Source organism: Tepidibacter hydrothermalis (assembly GCF_029542625.1).
Taxonomy (GTDB): domain Bacteria; phylum Bacillota; class Clostridia; order Peptostreptococcales; family Peptostreptococcaceae; genus Tepidibacter_A; species Tepidibacter_A hydrothermalis.
Genome location: NZ_CP120733.1, coordinates 453,172 through 469,730, shown reverse-complemented (window position 1 = coordinate 469,730; position 16,559 = coordinate 453,172). Strand labels below are relative to the sequence as shown.

Below are 16,559 nucleotides of genomic sequence, written 5' to 3'. Positions count from 1 at the left end.
TTTAATCGCTGTTTTTATCTCAAACATTCAATCTCTTTTCATGACATTTTAACTCCAAGTTTTGATATGTATAATTAATACATATTGTATATTTACATACTATCAATCTAAAATTTGAATGTCCAGTAATCACTCATTTCAAATTTAAAATTTAGGTGTATATCCTGCATTTACTTTCATACGAATCTTAAGTGGTGACAGTTTATTCCATCCAAAGGATAAAGGTACTTCAAGGTTTAACCATACTTCTGATTCAAACTTTTTAGAATTTCCACTTGGAGCAAATGGTGTATTTAGTATATTGATATCAAGATTAGATATGGTATATTCAAGTTGTGAACCTGTATATTTCCCCCCATTTTTTAGTCCTAAAACATCGCTAAGATTGGATAAAACAGCTCCTTCATCAACTTTACTTTTCCAACGATCATTGCTATCAAGCTCATATCCTCCAGAGTAACCTTCTCTAAGTCCGTTATATACATCATCATAATTTTCTATTGCAACGGATATCACTGATGTCTGAACAGCATCACGAACACCTTTTGCAATAATTTGAAGTCTTAAATACTCACTTATAACGGTAAATAAAAGTAATAGGCATATTACAACTATACAAGCAATTATTACTGCGCTGCCATCTTTGTTTTTCAACTTGCTTATCATTTATAATATACCTCCGATCTACCTGTTGCTTTTGATTTAAGTGTTATAGGAAATGATCCAAACTCAAAAAATCCTATGTCTACTGTATGGCTAACAACTACGCTAAATTCCTCATTTAGCTGAATTTTTCCCGTTCTTGACCATTGTATATTTGGGGAAATTCCCATACTAGCTTTTAGTTCATTTTCTTTAGCTTTTGTTACACTTCCGATTCTTCCTTCTATCTCCGCTACTCTTGCTAGCTCTACTGCAAATGTATTTAATTCATTTTTAGCAATAAATACAGGATATACTTTAACAGCCATTGCTATAACAAGCATTGCAACAATCACTATCACTGCTGTATCTATATATCCTTCTCCACGATTTGATACTAAGATTTTCTTCAATTTTCTCACCTCCTAGAACATCTTCCCAAGAGTTTTAACAATCTCAACAAACATGACTGATAAATACATCAACAAGAAACAAAATAGCATTGCAAAGGAATATTTACGGATTTTACTCGGTCTTTTCATAGCAATAGTCTTTAATCTTTGTAGCTCCAACTGCTTTAAATCATGGGATAACATTTGAAAATAGACTACACCATCATCCCCACGAATAACACCAATCAAACCTCTTACAACATCTGAAAGCTGAGAGCTTCCAAGCCTTGCTTCTAATCTCGTAAGAGCAGATTCATAACTCCCTGATTTCATATCCGCAACGGTTATCTCTAACTCATTTTTAAAGCTTTTTCCTGCATTTTGTTTATATGTTTCAAGGATAGATAATACATTTCGACTTGCTTTTAATTCCTGTGTTAGTGTAGAAACAAATCTTGGTAGCTCAAATTCTATATCCTCACGTCTTTTCCTTACTGCTTCATCTGCACATCTTATTTCTTTAAAATAAACAGCTACTGCAAGAAATAAGATGAGTGGAAATATAATTGGAAAAATAAGAAAAGCAGGAACTATAAACAATAAAGTTAGCCCTGCTTTTACCCATGCTCTTGCTATAAATGTTTCAGGTGATAATTTTATATTTGCTGATTTTAATGTTGCTGAAATTTTTCTTCTGTTATAATCTGTCAGTTTACTGAATTTTGATAATTTCATCGATAATTCATTAATGAACATCTCAAAATTCTTTGACTTTTTCTTTTCTCTTCGATTTATTGCAAGTACAGCTTTTGTTACCTTTCTCGTTGGTAGTTTTAATAAATCTGCAAAGATTAAATATGCTCCTAAAGTAAAAATGCTAGCAAAAATAATTAGAATTGGTATCATTGTATCCCCTCCCTTCTACCTCTTATACTCAACAGGTTTTGATAACCTAATAACTGCTGCAAGGGATATGAAAATCACCACAGCACATATGGCAAGTATTAATTTCCCAATAGTAGTAAACATCAATGTATTAAACCAATCCTTATTTAGAAAATACATTAAAGGAATATTACCAACTAAAAGAATTGCCATAGTAATAAACTCTTTTACAGGTTCATAAAGCAAATAATCTAATTCTGCGGATACAATTCTCATATCTGATAGCTTCGATACAATAGGTGTTAATGTGCTTTTAAGATTCTTATCCTCTTGGCAATCAATAACCGCATCCACCCATTCATGAAAAACAGCACTATCAATCTTATATTTAAGACCCTCAAGTGCTATCTTTATATTTGAATTGATTAACTTGGTTTGAGTTAGAAAAACTTTGAATACATCATGTACATGTGGATTGATATAATTAATATTTTCATCAATAGCAGTAATAATGTTTTCACTTCTCATATAAGATGTGGTAATTACCGATAAAGCAGTTTCTAATTCACCATTCAGCTCTTTCTTCCACTTAGTAGCTGTAAATTTCACATACCAAAAGGGGAATAATGAAAAACCTATTGCCAATACAGGAATTAAAAACATGTTGTTTATTAACACTGCCATTAATATTCCTACTATCAATAATGTAAAAGATACAATGCAAATCCTTGTAAAACTACCTTCTTTATTTGTAGCTTTTAATATTTCCTTTGTTTCTTCAATTAATTTTCTTATCCCCTTTTTCTTTTTGGTTGATGTAGCATCTTTTATTTTTTTTTTTAAAGACTGCTCTTTTTTATCAAATAATTTTGATATTTCCTTCATCATTTCAAAGGGCGATGTTTCAAGTAATATAAAAGAGCCTGTTACTAATCCTAAGAAAGCTATTAAAATCATGCTATTCATTTGATTCACCACCCAGGCTGCATGGGCGAGCAGCAGATTTTTTCTGCGACCAGCCTATGAACGTTTGAAGGATGTTTCTAGGCATCCCATTTTCAAGTAACCTCTTTTGCAGTGACTTCGACATATCATTTACTTTTTCATATTCCCCTATTATTTTTAGTTTTCCATCAACCATACTATTGTCCGTTACATTGAATTTATAAAGGGTTCTAATATTTCTTGTGCCATCATCTTTAATTTCACATTCCGTTATTTCCATGATATGACGTGAATTGTCCTCTAATTTCTTACAAAATGCTACTATTGGAAATGCTTCTGTCACAAGATTATATAGTGTTCTTTCATCCATATCATAACGCTGCTTACATAAAGTTACCATACGATAATAGGTAGCAATACATGAACTAGCATGAATTGTAGTGGTTACTCCATGACCTGTTCTCGCTGCTTCTTGAGCAAAGAACGCCTCCTCTGATTTCATTTCTGCAACACATATATAATCAGGATTAACTGTTAATCCTGTTTCAAGAAGCTTTACCATGGTAATATTCTGCTTTGGATCATCACTATGTCTTGTAACTGTGTGGATAATATTGTTGATAACTTCACCCTTTTCATTTCTTTTCACAAGATTAAATTCTCTTGTTCCATTTTCAATAGTATAAATTCTTTTGTTATCTGGAAGCGTTGATAAAATCCAGCTCATTAAAGTTGTTTTACCACTTGATGTAGCTCCTGTTAAGCACATACTTTCGCCATATCTATGGGCTAAACTTAAGAACTCAAGCATTTCTTCATTTGCAGTATGATGTTTTATAAAATCCTCTTTTACAAGTTTCTTAGGATTTACTATCCTGATTGAAACTGCAACACCCATGTTAGGATCAATTACACCTTGCCCTAGTACTGTAATACGAATCTTTTCTGATAAATGTCCAACTACAATAGGCTGTGAATGATCTAATATCATACCACTTTTATGAAGCAATCTTCTCATCACATCAACAGCGTGTTTTGGTGAATTGAAATGCTCCTTTATTGGTAATATCTCACCATTTGAATAGGTTACTTTTATATCCTGCCATGAATTAATATTGATTTCCTCTATATCATTTCTAAATAGATATTTTGTCAAAAATGAGTACTCTGCCATTTCTGAATATAATTTTTCCACTAATTCATCAAGAGTTAAGTCCTCAACTGCTAGAGAATAATCCATTAAATATTTTGTAATATACGACTTTATTTGTTCCTTCTGTCTTTCGCTATCATCTGATATTAGTAAAGCATATTTTCCTGAAATGTATTCTTGTACTTCATGAAGAATATCTGAAAACTCTCTAATGTTTTGTGGAGAATCTAGTAATATGTTATTCATCATTTAGCACCTCGCATCCATTTAAATCCTTTTAATGGATTATTAAATTGCCTTTTTTCTTTTACTTTCTCTGGCAATTCCTTTGCACCTTCTATGATAGCTATAATCTCATTAATTGCTTTAACATAGTCTTGGCTTTTTTTATCTGCTAAACTCTCAAATAATCGTCCTTCTAAATACTGTTTTTCGATTTCTTCTATAAAAGGAATTTCTAAAGGTACACCGCCAAACCTATTTGCCACACTATCTGTTGGCATAGTATATTTAACATTTGAAAGCACCTTCATATGATTTTGAAGATTATACTTTCTTTCAGCAAATTGTGGCAAGCAAGAATCATAAAAGCTAATCGCCTTTAAATCAGGACTTATAAGACGAATGACCTGATCTGCTAATTCAAGAGCTGTCCTTGATAATATGTCGTAAGATACTAAACTGCTGCAATCAATAATAATGTAATCTGCCAAATGCTTCAAAAGTATAAATAAATCTACCACCCTTTCTTTGCTGTACTTTGCATAAGTTCTTTCATTTTCACCATGCAAATATCCTATAACACTTAAATAATCATTTTTCCCTAAGGTAATGCATTTTTGTAGTATACTTTCTTGTGTAATCTGAATTGAAGAAAGTAACTCTCCTAATGATTGATTTTTGGCATCTGTCAATGGCAGAATTGTACTTACTGTAGGTGTTATATTATCACAAAGCACAAGGATGACATTCTTCTTTTTCTTTGATAATTCATTTGCAATTTTTGCAGCAAGAGTTGTTTTCCCACTATTGTGATTTCCCCATACTGCAATAATTTTATTCTTCTGCATTGCCATCATCCTCTCCTGAAGTATTTTCAGTGGTTTTCACATCAGTTGAAGCCTCATTATTTTCTAAGTTTTTTTCTTGTACTACTTGTTCTTCATTTCCTGATAATATTTTAGCTTGTTCTTTTAAGAATTTTTCAGAGTTGTATTTGTTTCCTCTATAAACAAATACAACATGAATTTTACCCTTTACTTCAAGCTCTGTAAGTAATTTTGCTTGTTCTGGAGATGCTCTAAAAGTAATCGTTGCTGGAAGATCTTTATCTTTTTCGATTCTTTCATCTTCCTTGTTTGCATATTCATCTGTATCCATTCCTGTACCTGATGTTACTGCTAAAACTTGTACATATTGAAGTTGTTCAGGACTTATAGTTTCTTTTAATTCTCCATACTCTGATACCATAATAGATACGATATCCCTAGCTTGCAATTTTCCTGAAAGTCCTGCTGCAAAGCTTTTGATACTTACTGATATAGCTCTTTCGCTTCCATTGAAATCATATAGATATTCATAGTTAGCAAGGGGATTGTCTGATACTTTTGTATTTAAGATATAATCTCCCTTATATAAATCTGCTTTTGCATATTTACCTATTATGTTTTCTGGATTTTTTAGGACTGAGTCAGGTAGATTGTATCCTCCAACTTCTACAGTTTGAACTTTTTTAGATGTTATTAATTCACCTTTAGCAATGTTTTCTGATACTCTAATCACATTAGTCTTTGCTACGATTGCATTATTAAAAAGTGGTGTCAATCCAAAACAAATAATAAGGGATAGCACGATACATGCTACCCCTAAGATGGTTCTGTTTCTTAATAATTTCATATTTAAACTCCTCCTTTTGGGTATCAAAAAAGCCCTCAACCATTGATTGAAAGCTAAATCTATGACTCTAAAATTAATAAATGTTAATGCTTTTGAATTAATATTTATGTATGTTATTTTTTCTTCTCTTAAAATCTGTTGTTCAAATAATGGTGATATTTGAATAATATTAAAATGGCAACTCATTATCTCTTTCTTGTACTAAATATCTATCATCATCTTCTAAATATTCGCATATTCCATCTTCATTTATTTCTTCACTTTCTTTTCATTCTTTGTGTTCTTCTATTCTTTCATTATAATAGTTTAGCACCTGCTTTGCATATTTCTGTACCTTTGGGTATTTACTATTTTTAGAATAGCTCTTTAACTTTTCTATATTAGCTTTTGAAAGAACAAATCCACTTAGTTCTATATTTTCAATTTTTCTCAAATGAACTAATTCATTTTTATCTAATTGCGATAGTTTTGCACATGACTTACATATATGATTTTTATGACCTTTACCATTGAATTTTTCATTTGATTTTATTTCACCGCATATTTTACAGTAATGTCCTCTGTATCTTTTCTTTTTCTTCTTTGACATTATCTCACCCCTAGCTTTTTCTTGAATTATATTTAATTGTATCATGGGTGTAGGTTTAAAGTAATAAAAAAGATACAAAACTCCCAATTCCAAGATAAGGAGCTAACGCAAATCCAATATTCTTATCCTTATTCTTTATAGCATAATACACTCCGTTTACAACTACTGCAATTACAAGTCCAATAACGCTCCCCATAACTCCTCCTTTCACTCCAAGAAAAACTCCGCAGGCAGCCATTAACTTTATATCTCCACCACCTATGCTATTTTCTTTTAGACATGCCATTATAAAAAATGGTAGTGGTACAATAATCAATCCTATCATTGACTCCATTAGATTTACCTTGATAAATCCTGCAAGAATGATTAATATATGAATCCAATCTGGAATGGTCTTTGTTTTTATATCAATATATCCCGCTACCATTAGTATTCCTACAAATAAACAGCCTTTGATAATCATTAAATCCACTATTTCACTTCCATTCATCTAAATATTTGTATTTATATTTCTTCTGAAATTTTGCAAACTTAATCATAAAGCTAACCTGATCTACTACTGAAGTATTTGAAGTATCTTTTGTTAGCATCATTACACTTCCTGCTATGGCAACAAGGATAAAAACTACACTCATTACTGTATTTTTAAAAATCAAATAAAGTAGTACATCTATTATTCCTGCAATGATTGTCACTATAATTGTTTTAAATAGCTCTTCCTTCCCATATCCATCAAAGATTTCTACTCTTGTTTTTAGTCCCTGCGGAATATATAATGTCTGCTTTTTCTTTTCTTCCATTCACATTCACCTCCTAAGTCACATATAATAGCTCATTACTAAATCTTTTATCACCCAAACACATTCAGCCATAATATAAAATATAATGGTGTTTCTAATACGCTTTTTATAGGTTGTACTTTGCTCTTCATCTGCTCCCATGCAGATAAAGCAATATACAATTCTTAAAACTGCCCCAATACGAATGAGCATAATAAAGGCTAGTGCTAAATCTTTTAAAATCTCCATTCCTTCACCATCCTTTATTTTGTAAATACTGATTTGCCCATTTGATAAATTCTTGCAGTAGAATAAACTTTATTCATCATACCGCCACCACCTTGAGCACCTGAAATGATAAGGAACTCTTGTAGGAATTTGGGTGTTCTAAGTGCTAATAGTAACGCTGCAAGTCCCCAAAATATATGGGTATTGAGCATAAGAGCAACGCCTAGTTTTGCTAACACTATCTGAACTAGCACTGCCATTGTACTTTGAAAAAATTTCTGTATATAAGAACGAAATACACCATTGTCATTGTCCATTAAACCAACACAAGCAAGTGGGAGACCAATTCTAAGTATTAATATTTCAAGTCCTCTTGTTAGAAATTGAATGTACAGAATAAAAAAGCAAATAAAGAAGATTAGTGATATAATCCCTGTAAATATGCCTGCACTTGTTATTCCAGTAATGATTGTACTAAAATCTGTACCCATATCTCCTGATATACTGTTGATTAACTGATTGCTTAAATCTGATACTATTTCTGCAAGCCAACCGTACATAGTAGGAAAGCATATAGCTATTGCTAGTGATTTGAAAAATCCTGTTAAAAGTATAATCGGTTCTGTATCAGCATCTCCCTCTGTCCATAGGATATATCTTTCAAATCCTTTTTTTAAGAATTTCAATATGATAAGAGAAACACCATATGCAAAAAATATGTCAAATATTCCACTAATACCACTTGTACCAAGGAGTGTATACATATAATTTTCTGCATGAAGTGCAATAGGTACAAGTCCATCCAGTAATGTATTCACATACTCAAGACACCCAGTCAAAATAGCACCTATTAATAGCATAATGACAAATTCCAATTCATACACCTCCCTCTAATTTTTAAAAAGCAGCCTGCGAAATACTTCGCAAGCCACTTTATTGTTTGCCTAATATTATCCTGCGAAATTGAACATGTCCTTAATTCTTTGAGTTAATGTTGGCAAAATAGTATCACCAAAAAGTTTATAAAGTCCTGCAAGTAACAGTGCTCCAATTACAACTGAAATCAAGATTTTCACTGCACTATCCACAAATCCTTCTCCACTAGTGCTAGTCATTACGTTTCTTGTCACAATTCCTACTCTCATCATTTTTTCTTGTACCTTATTCATTAATTTTTTCATCTTCTTTAATACCTCCATAATTTTAATATTGTTTATTTTTTCAGTTTTACATCTTAAATTAGACATAATAACCTATGATTAAATTGAGTGTTGCTGATGCTAAAACTGCACCAATTACTGAAACAATGGCTGTTGTAATGCGATTATTCCATTTTTTTGTATCCATTTCATCTGCTGCACTTCTTCTAATGAAGAAGTAAATAATCAGTAGTCCTCCAACAATTGGAGCAAGCACCATCAACCATGTTGTAAGATCTTTGATTAGTTTTTCTGTTCCCTTTACAATTTGACTGTTTTTAACATCATTAGCTGCTAATACAGCTGGGGAATTTACCATCATTGCAGATATGGTTATAAGGAAAATTCTCATATCTTTTTTAATCTTCTTTAAATATCTCTTAATCTTCATCTAACACACCTCCCTTCATGTTGGTTCATAAATTCTATTAGCTTATTAAATTTTCATAGATGATCTTTGAGAATATTGATTTTGTTTGCTACTTTTGCCTTCTTCCATAAAATACTCCCAAATATTCCATGTATCTATTTCATTTTTAGATTGCCGTTGTTCTCTTATTTCTTCTCGATATTCACGAATTTTACGGTTATGTTCTTTATCTCCTAGTCCAAAAATTTTATTAAAAAACCACTCCGATAAATCAGGCGAATACATAATCGCAGGATGATTTCTCGAAGTGATTAAACTGTAAGGTCTGCTTAGAAGTCTTACTTCATCAACAGTTAATAATGCTCTATGTGTTAAGTTGATACTATGGGAACTTGAAGGAGTAGAATATCTTCCATGAGAAGAGCTAAGAGAATAGGTTGATACTGTGTAATTACCTAGTTTTTTTGATATTTCTTCAAGGGTATTTAAATCATCTGCTTGGAGATAAATCCATGTTTCACAATTTGATTTGATTGTTCCTGCTGTTTCTTTGCCATACTTTTCATCTAATTGCATAAAGCTCTGTAGAAATAGATTAAATCTAATTCCTCTACCACCACCAACAGTTAGCTTATTAGCAAAGTCAGGAATTTTTACGAAGTTACCAAATTCCTCAAGCATGAAATTTACACGCTTTTTTAATCTACCACCTCTTTCATCAGCATTTTTTACAAGCTGCATATAGCTTTGATTTACAAATAAACTAGCTAAACTATAATAAGTACTTTTTTCATCAGGCAATATGATAAAAATTGCTTGTTTCCTTTCTCCTATTGCATTAGGATCAAAATCGCTTTTTTCTGTCATAGAGTGGATAAGTGGATTTGTGAAAAGCCTTAGTGTTGTTAGCGCTGAAGTATAAAAGCTTCCTCTCGTTTTACTTGGTGCAACTTCACTAATTGAAAGCAATGCTCTTGCTGGATGGCTTGTAGGTATATTTTTCATATACTTTAGAAGTGGCATTGTTCCATCAATGGTTTTACACATCTCGCTGATAAAGAAATATACATTACTCATATTTTGAAACCTTCTATCATTACCATTTCTATTGTCATAAATAACCGCCATAATAGCACTGGCAATAATACTTGCTTCACCATTGGTCCAGATTTTTTCATTATGACTGTTCTCAGGGACTAAGGATGCTGTTAAATCCCAGGTCGCCTCTACTGCTTTTGGAATATCATTTTTATCTATTGCATCAATGACAGGTTGAAGAAAATTATATCTATCACTTTTTAGTGGGTTTTTAAAATCTACACATATAACCTCATAACCCATATTTTTTAAGAAGGTATAGGTATATGTATAAATTTCACCTTTGGGATCGCTCAAAATCATACTTTCTCCAGCAAGTCCAATGGTTCCGATGGTCTGTAAGACAACAGTTCTTGTTTTTCCTGAACGTGTAGCTCCAATGCATAAGGTATGAGTATCTTCATCAATATAATAAATCTTTTCACTTTTTCCTGTCTTATTGCATCCAATAACAATACCACCACTCTTTATTTTTGGTAATTGATATTTTTTCTGATCATCTTGTTCTTGGGCATCTTCATGTTTGCATTCACTTTTAGTGGTGGTCTGTTTTTCTTTGAGTTCTCCCAATTTTGAATTTTTTTCTTGTTCTTTTTCATTTAAAATGCTCCTTTCATCTTGATTAATTTTTTCTAGCTCTCTTTTATTTGCATCTAATAATGGTTTGAATCCATCATTATTGCTCTCTATAATAAAGCTTTCAAAAGCAGTGTCCTTTTCTTTATCTGTTAGCCATTTAGCTGAGCCAAACTGCTTTTGCCCTGCTGCTACAGGTGTTGATATTTGTGGAGTAACCTCAACTAATTCAGATTGATAAGGTTTGTGATTTGCAATATAATAAAAGACTGCAAATAGAAAACTAAATCCTTGCAAGCATAAAAATAACGACAAGTGTGCTTTACTTGTCGCCATGCTAATCATGCAATCTTTTATTGGGATGAATGATAGTACCTCCATCTGCTTTGTTAATAAAAAATGTAGGTTCGTGGAAAAATATATATTTATCCATAAACCTACAAGAAATATTAGTGCTGCTATAATTAATTTTTGTTTTTTATACTTCATATCTCACCTCAAAGTTAAAGCCTATCATATTTTACAAGTTCTAATTTTTCATAATCCTCATGTTAGAACCAGTTTTGATTGAAATTATTTCTGAAACAAAAAAGTAATCTAGTAAGATAGATTTTTATATAGGTTTTGAATCTATAAGAAAAGAGCAAGTCCAGTATAAAATTGTATTTACCCTTAATGATTCTAGTTGATTCACAATTTAAGACGAATTCTATCAATAATTTTTAACTAATACATTAGTAATAATAAAAAAAACACCTTAAGATTTTTCTTAAAGTATTTTAAATAGTTCTGAGTTTACAACACATTTTATAGTTAAATATTATATCATTCCCAAACTTTTGTTTACCATTTTATTTGTTCTAGTTGAAGCATCTAGTATTTTTTCATAAAGTGAATTATTACTATATCCCTGCTTAATATATTTATTTTCGTAATATTCAAAGGCTAAATTACAGTTGTTAATATCTAAATACTTTGCAAGTTTTCTATCTTTCATTAATTTTCTAGCTTCTGTTCTATACTTATTTCTTAAAAAATGAGCTTGCATAGCTTGAACTTTTATCGGTAAATATTTGTCTATCTTATTGATGATATTTATATCATGATAGTTATACCATATTCTTACTTCAACATTACTTAACTTTCCTATTAAATTTTTGTATTTTATAAAATCATTAGCTGTTAAAACCTTCCTTTATATTAATCTCTCATCCTTTAAAGGATACTTTATATATTGAAAATTGTCAAATGGAATTCACATTTTACCGTCCTTGTTTGGTACATAACCGCCAATTGGTAACTTTTGTATTTATAATGAACGAAGCAAATACAATTAATAGTTATAAGAACTTTTGAATGGAATTTTTTCTCAGAATCGTAAATAATGAGAGTACTGTACAAATAAAAATAAAATAACAACTCCACTTTAAAAAAAGTGAAGTTGCAATTAAGAACAGCATTCACAACTCAAAATTCTTTTGTCAATTATTTTTTTATTTTAAATTGTTTTGTCAACTCTCGAAGTTCTTCTGATACATTTTGTAGGTTTTTAGCAGATTCATTTATAACTTCCGATGCACTCACTTGTTTCTCAGTTGCAGCATTAGACTGTTGAGTTGTTGCTTCTATTTCAGATGAGGTTGTCACGACTTCTTCTAGTGCCTTGTTTATGTATTCTATTGCTGAAGCTTGTTGTTCAACTGATTCTGCAATGTTGGCTGAATTACTATCAATTTCATTGGTACTAGTTATAATTATTTTTAGTGATTGTTTTGCTTTTTCAACTAAATCTCGACTAAAGGAAACCTCGTTTTTAACATCAATAATTGAAGCTACAGCGCTTTTAGTTACATCTAAATTTTTAGTATTAAGAGTAATGATGTTCTTTGCTGCTTCAGCACATTCCTCAGCAAGTTTTCTCACTTCTTCAGCTACTACTGAAAAACCTTTCCCAGCATCTCCTGCTCTAGATGCTTCAATTGCAGCATTTAATGCTAATATATTAGTTTGTTCTGAAAGAACTGAAATAACTCCAACAAATTGTGTGATTTGTTTAGATTCATGTTCTAACCCATTTACAATTTGTTGTAATTCTTCTGATTTATTTTCAACTGCAATCAATTTATTAAATACATCGTCGACTGCATCTACACCATTTTGAGAAGTTTCAACAGCAAGGTTTGCAGTTGCACTTGATTGTTGCGTTGAAGCTGATATTTCTTCTACGGAAGCTGATATTTCTTCAAGTGTCGCTTGAAAAGATTCAATTGATGAAGTTTGATTTTCACACAGTGCTGAAATTTCTTCTGTTGATGCTGCAAGGGATTGTGTTGAACACATAGATTGCTCTGTGGCTGCTGATAGTGGCATTGTAGCATTTGTTAAATTATTTGTATCTATTTGAATCTTAGTAATTATATTACGAAGACTTTTAGTCATATTATCAACAGTAGTTGCAAGTAATCCTATCTCACCTATAGCTTCTACTTTAACTTTTTCAGTCAAATCTCCATCTAATACAGTTTGGGAACGGTTAATCAATTCGTTAATAGGCCTAACTAAAATAACATGTAAAATGAAAGACCCTAATAGCGGTAAAATTAGAAGGATTGATACATCATACATATAATTGCTATTAAATCTAATAACTTTGTATAATCCATATACTATAACTTCAGTAAATAGGATGTAGCAAAAAATAATCACGTTAAAGATTGATATTTTTTTCATTATTTGACCTCTTTCTTCTGTCTATTTTCGCACTATTTTTCATTTTAACACATTATAAGGTTTTATTCAATATTTTTTATTGTGGTTTTGAAAATAGATATTGATAGTAAATGCCTTGAAATTTCAGGTAGAACACCTTCAATTTTATCTAGTACCGCAGCAATAGCTTTTTCACTTTTATAGTCAATATTGGGGTTTAGCCCCACATATCCTATAAGATTTGCATAGATCAGTTTTAATTCTGTTTCATTGAAAATCATTTTCTCATCCCCTTTTCCTTTACATTTCTCTAGCACTTTCTTTATCCCAATCCAACCCCTTTCCTTTTTTTAGTTCTGCAATTTCATCTTTTAAAGCCACACCTTCAAGTGTTGATAATGGATATTTCTTAGTTTTATCATAATCTGGATTTGACTGAATCATATATACTAATGATAATATTAGATCTATACGTTTTTTTAGTTCTTTGTCCTTTGCCCTTTGATTATTAAGATCGAATGCTTTTAGTAGAGCCTCTTTTGTGAATTTCTCTGGTGGATACAATTTTCTGTTCCTGCATTTCTTACCGCTTGGTGTTGTAAAAGTGATATATTTTCTTTCATCACTCCAATCAACCTTATATCCTAACTTTTCCATGTTGCTTATAAAATCTTCTTTACTTTTAGAGCACCATTTCACCTTTTTAACTGCTAAATATAATTCATATTTCCAGCTTTGTCCTTTATCTTTGGTTCGATACTCTCCTCTATTTTTGTGATTACCTTTTTTACCATAAGTAATGATTAATCCTCTCTTTCTACATAAATCATCTGAATAATCTTTTAATAGTTGAAGCTGCTCTGCACTCTGTTTCCATTTGAGACCTGTTTCCGCATTTACTGTATTAACAACAAAATGGGTATGCAAATGATTTTTGTCCGTATGAACTGCATAGACTACTTCAAACCCTTTAAAGAATTCCATTTGCAATAATTCATATGCTATCTTTTTTACTTCTTCAGGAGTTACTTTATCATAAGGTGCAAAGCTTTGAGTAACATGGATATATTGTCTACCTGTTTCCTTGTTGTAATTTCTTTTAGTTAGAACAAATTGATGATATGCATTGTTAATATCGCAATTATGTCCATCTATAAGATGTGGCTCAGTTTTAGCAGGGTTCGTGATATAATCAATTACTTTTTTCATCGCCCCGTACGTTTTGTTTTCTCCGTTAATGAATTCAATAACTGCCATATTTCTTCCACCACCTTTTTAACGGATGATAGATCAACTGTATTTACTTTTCCTTGATGGGCAAGCATGGTTACTTGATTAAGATTTGTTCCTACCTTTGATAATTGATGGGTTAGCTCTTTTAAGTCCTCAATAACAACAATATCCCTGCCAAGTGCTGACAGGGATACGTATTGACTGATATTCATTTTTGATTTTTGGGCTTTCTTTTCGATTTTTCGGTATTCATTTTCTGTGACTCGAAAACCTATGAATCTTGATTTGTTAATGCAACCACTTCCTTTAATACTCTAGTTTTGTTTATAATTTGAAGGGGCAGGTGCTTTTACAACAATTAATTCCAATACATCATCATGTAAATTATTAACTTTCATTTTCGTATTGAAAGGTATTTGTAATATATCCCCCTTCTTATACTCATGAATTTCTTGATCATTCAACCCTATTGATAAAACACCTCTTAAAACCGTCATGTAAACATTAGAGTTTGAATAATGTTCTGGTAAACCTTCATTCTTGTTAAACACCATGTGAATATAATTAATATTCTCGTCCATAATAATTTTTTCTACAGCTTTTTCATCTGTTGTGCTATACTTATATAATTTTTCAATCATTTTAAACCCTCACTTTCATAGATATAATCAATATTATATATCATATCTTCGATTACTTCCGTAACATCAGTTACAGTTTATCAAAGTTGTCTTTTGAGGGTTTGGGAGCAACGCTCCCAAGTATTAATAGGGCATGGGACACTTTCCATCAAGCACTTTGTTTAACAAAGTGGAAGCTTGCCCTCTTAAATCCTAACTGATTTATTTTGGTCTGTTTTGGATATTGAATAAAAAATTATAATCCTTAACCCTGCTACAAATTATACCATACATTCTTCTTCAATAACTGTTGTTTCTTTTGTTTTTTCAATAACCCTAGCCTTTTCACTAAAAGCTACTAACTCATCATTAAAATCTTTTCTTTTAGGGATATGCCTTGCTACTTCATATTTCTCACCAAACTTTTCTCTAATCTTCTGTGAAAAAAAATTACCTTCATCATCAGAATCAAGGCATAATATCAGGTTAGTTATATTAGGATTTTTCTCTAAATATTTTTCAATTGGAATATAAGATGTTCCTCCCATTGAAAGCATATGATGATGAAATTCTACTACGCCATGCAGCTTTAAAAGTGTCAAATAACTCATAAGATCAATAGCACTTTCAAATATACAAAGGATATCACTTCTGCCTTCTTGGCAAAATGGATACCCTTTATCTGAGTTCTCTATATCTCTACGAAATTTTTTATTAGTATTGGTTCCCCTCACACTTGCAAACTTAGGATTATTCTCTTCATCATATCCAACAAATACACAATTATGATGCGTATCTTCATAGATTTTTTTATCCTTTACAAATTGATTTACTATATCACCATCTAGCTTTCTCGTCTTAATCAAGTAAGCAAAAATATGCTTGTAAGTATCATTCTTTTCAGGAATTTCTAAATCACTTTTTATTTCAATTTCCTTAGGTGGTGGTGGAATAAAGGGAAGTTCATCCTGTGAAATACCTAAAAGCTGCTTAATTGCTTCTACCCACGTCTTACCTTCCATTTCCATAACAAACTGTATTGCTCCACCACCTGTTCCCCTTGAAAAACAATTCCACCGATGTCCATTCCCATCTATATAAAGTCCACCATAACCAGGAATTTTATAAGATCTTGGAGATATTTTTTTGACTTCATATCCTCTGCTTTGTGCATAAGAAATAATGTTTATATCATTTGCCTGATTAATTTGCTCATCACTAAATCTACGTAATTCTCTAGCCATG

Annotated in this window: 22 protein-coding genes; all 22 read right to left on the bottom strand. The window is 31.3% G+C overall.

Features of this window, described 5'->3' with window-relative positions:
* Positions 1-144: 144 nt before the first annotated feature.
* Positions 145-666 (bottom strand): hypothetical protein, encoded by a 522-nt coding sequence (locus P4S50_RS01960; protein ID WP_277732831.1) that lies wholly within the window; start codon positions 664-666, stop codon positions 145-147.
* Positions 663-1,055: a DUF4320 family protein gene (locus P4S50_RS01955; protein WP_277732830.1), complete on the bottom strand. Its 393-nt coding sequence runs from the start codon at positions 1,053-1,055 to the stop codon at positions 663-665. The genes P4S50_RS01960 and P4S50_RS01955 overlap by 4 nt, the downstream gene beginning before the upstream one ends.
* Positions 1,056-1,067: 12 nt before the next feature.
* Positions 1,068-1,940, bottom strand: coding sequence for a secretion protein F (locus P4S50_RS01950; RefSeq protein ID WP_277732829.1), 873 nt, complete (start codon positions 1,938-1,940; stop codon positions 1,068-1,070).
* A gap of 15 nt (positions 1,941-1,955) precedes the next feature.
* Entirely contained in the window at positions 1,956-2,885 is a 930-nt protein-coding gene (locus P4S50_RS01945) for a hypothetical protein (protein WP_277732828.1), read from the bottom strand.
* Entirely contained in the window at positions 2,878-4,266 is a 1,389-nt protein-coding gene (locus tag P4S50_RS01940) for a CpaF/VirB11 family protein (protein WP_277732827.1), read from the bottom strand. Before P4S50_RS01940 ends, P4S50_RS01945 begins: the two co-directional genes overlap by 8 nt.
* Positions 4,263-5,087, bottom strand: a complete 825-nt coding sequence (locus P4S50_RS01935) for an AAA family ATPase (RefSeq protein WP_277732826.1) — start codon at positions 5,085-5,087, stop codon at positions 4,263-4,265. Before P4S50_RS01935 ends, P4S50_RS01940 begins: the two co-directional genes overlap by 4 nt.
* Positions 5,074-5,913: a Flp pilus assembly protein CpaB gene (cpaB, locus tag P4S50_RS01930; protein ID WP_277732825.1), complete on the bottom strand. Its 840-nt coding sequence runs from the start codon at positions 5,911-5,913 to the stop codon at positions 5,074-5,076. The genes P4S50_RS01935 and cpaB overlap by 14 nt, the downstream gene beginning before the upstream one ends.
* Positions 5,914-6,181: 268 nt before the next feature.
* Positions 6,182-6,502, bottom strand: coding sequence for a hypothetical protein (locus P4S50_RS01925; protein WP_277732824.1), 321 nt, complete (start codon positions 6,500-6,502; stop codon positions 6,182-6,184).
* Positions 6,503-6,557: 55 nt separating this feature from the next.
* Positions 6,558-6,965 carry a prepilin peptidase gene (locus P4S50_RS01920; protein WP_277734647.1) on the bottom strand — a complete coding sequence of 136 codons (408 nt, stop codon included), beginning with the start codon at positions 6,963-6,965 and terminating at the stop codon, positions 6,558-6,560.
* A 13-nt stretch (positions 6,966-6,978) separates the two neighbouring features.
* Complete coding sequence (locus tag P4S50_RS01915; RefSeq protein ID WP_277732823.1) at positions 6,979-7,302, bottom strand: hypothetical protein; 324 nt, start codon at positions 7,300-7,302, stop codon at positions 6,979-6,981.
* 18 nt (positions 7,303-7,320) lie between these two features.
* Positions 7,321-7,530, bottom strand: coding sequence for a mercury transporter (locus P4S50_RS01910; RefSeq protein ID WP_277732822.1), 210 nt, complete (start codon positions 7,528-7,530; stop codon positions 7,321-7,323).
* A 14-nt stretch (positions 7,531-7,544) separates the two neighbouring features.
* The gene (locus tag P4S50_RS01905) at positions 7,545-8,384 is read right to left on the bottom strand and encodes a conjugal transfer protein TrbL family protein (protein ID WP_277732821.1); all 840 of its coding nucleotides are present in this window, start codon (positions 8,382-8,384) and stop codon (positions 7,545-7,547) included.
* Between the two features lie 75 nt (positions 8,385-8,459).
* Entirely contained in the window at positions 8,460-8,690 is a 231-nt protein-coding gene (locus P4S50_RS01900; protein WP_277732820.1) for a DUF6133 family protein, read from the bottom strand.
* Between the two features lie 58 nt (positions 8,691-8,748).
* On the bottom strand, positions 8,749-9,099 hold the full coding sequence (locus P4S50_RS01895) for an Mbov_0395 family pilin-like conjugal transfer protein (protein ID WP_277732819.1): 351 nt from the start codon (positions 9,097-9,099) through the stop codon (positions 8,749-8,751).
* A 45-nt stretch (positions 9,100-9,144) separates the two neighbouring features.
* On the bottom strand, positions 9,145-11,241 hold the full coding sequence (locus P4S50_RS01890) for a VirD4-like conjugal transfer protein, CD1115 family (protein ID WP_277732818.1): 2,097 nt from the start codon (positions 11,239-11,241) through the stop codon (positions 9,145-9,147).
* Between the two features lie 331 nt (positions 11,242-11,572).
* Entirely contained in the window at positions 11,573-11,800 is a 228-nt protein-coding gene (locus P4S50_RS01885; protein ID WP_277732817.1) for a hypothetical protein, read from the bottom strand.
* A 437-nt stretch (positions 11,801-12,237) separates the two neighbouring features.
* Complete coding sequence (locus P4S50_RS01880) at positions 12,238-13,377, bottom strand: methyl-accepting chemotaxis protein (protein ID WP_277732816.1); 1,140 nt, start codon at positions 13,375-13,377, stop codon at positions 12,238-12,240.
* 167 nt (positions 13,378-13,544) lie between these two features.
* A complete protein-coding gene (locus P4S50_RS01875; RefSeq protein WP_277732815.1) occupies positions 13,545-13,742 on the bottom strand; it encodes a hypothetical protein in 198 nt (65 codons plus the stop codon).
* A 19-nt stretch (positions 13,743-13,761) separates the two neighbouring features.
* Positions 13,762-14,718 carry a relaxase/mobilization nuclease domain-containing protein gene (locus P4S50_RS01870; protein WP_277732814.1) on the bottom strand — a complete coding sequence of 319 codons (957 nt, stop codon included), beginning with the start codon at positions 14,716-14,718 and terminating at the stop codon, positions 13,762-13,764.
* Positions 14,667-14,987, bottom strand: coding sequence for a plasmid mobilization protein (locus P4S50_RS20220; protein ID WP_416390146.1), 321 nt, complete (start codon positions 14,985-14,987; stop codon positions 14,667-14,669). Before P4S50_RS20220 ends, P4S50_RS01870 begins: the two co-directional genes overlap by 52 nt.
* A 21-nt stretch (positions 14,988-15,008) precedes the next feature.
* Positions 15,009-15,335 (bottom strand): cupin domain-containing protein, encoded by a 327-nt coding sequence (locus P4S50_RS01860; RefSeq protein WP_277732813.1) that lies wholly within the window; start codon positions 15,333-15,335, stop codon positions 15,009-15,011.
* A gap of 260 nt (positions 15,336-15,595) precedes the next feature.
* On the bottom strand, positions 15,596-16,558 hold the full coding sequence (locus tag P4S50_RS01855) for a DUF3991 and toprim domain-containing protein (protein ID WP_277732812.1): 963 nt from the start codon (positions 16,556-16,558) through the stop codon (positions 15,596-15,598).
* Between the last annotated feature and the right edge of the window lies 1 nt (position 16,559).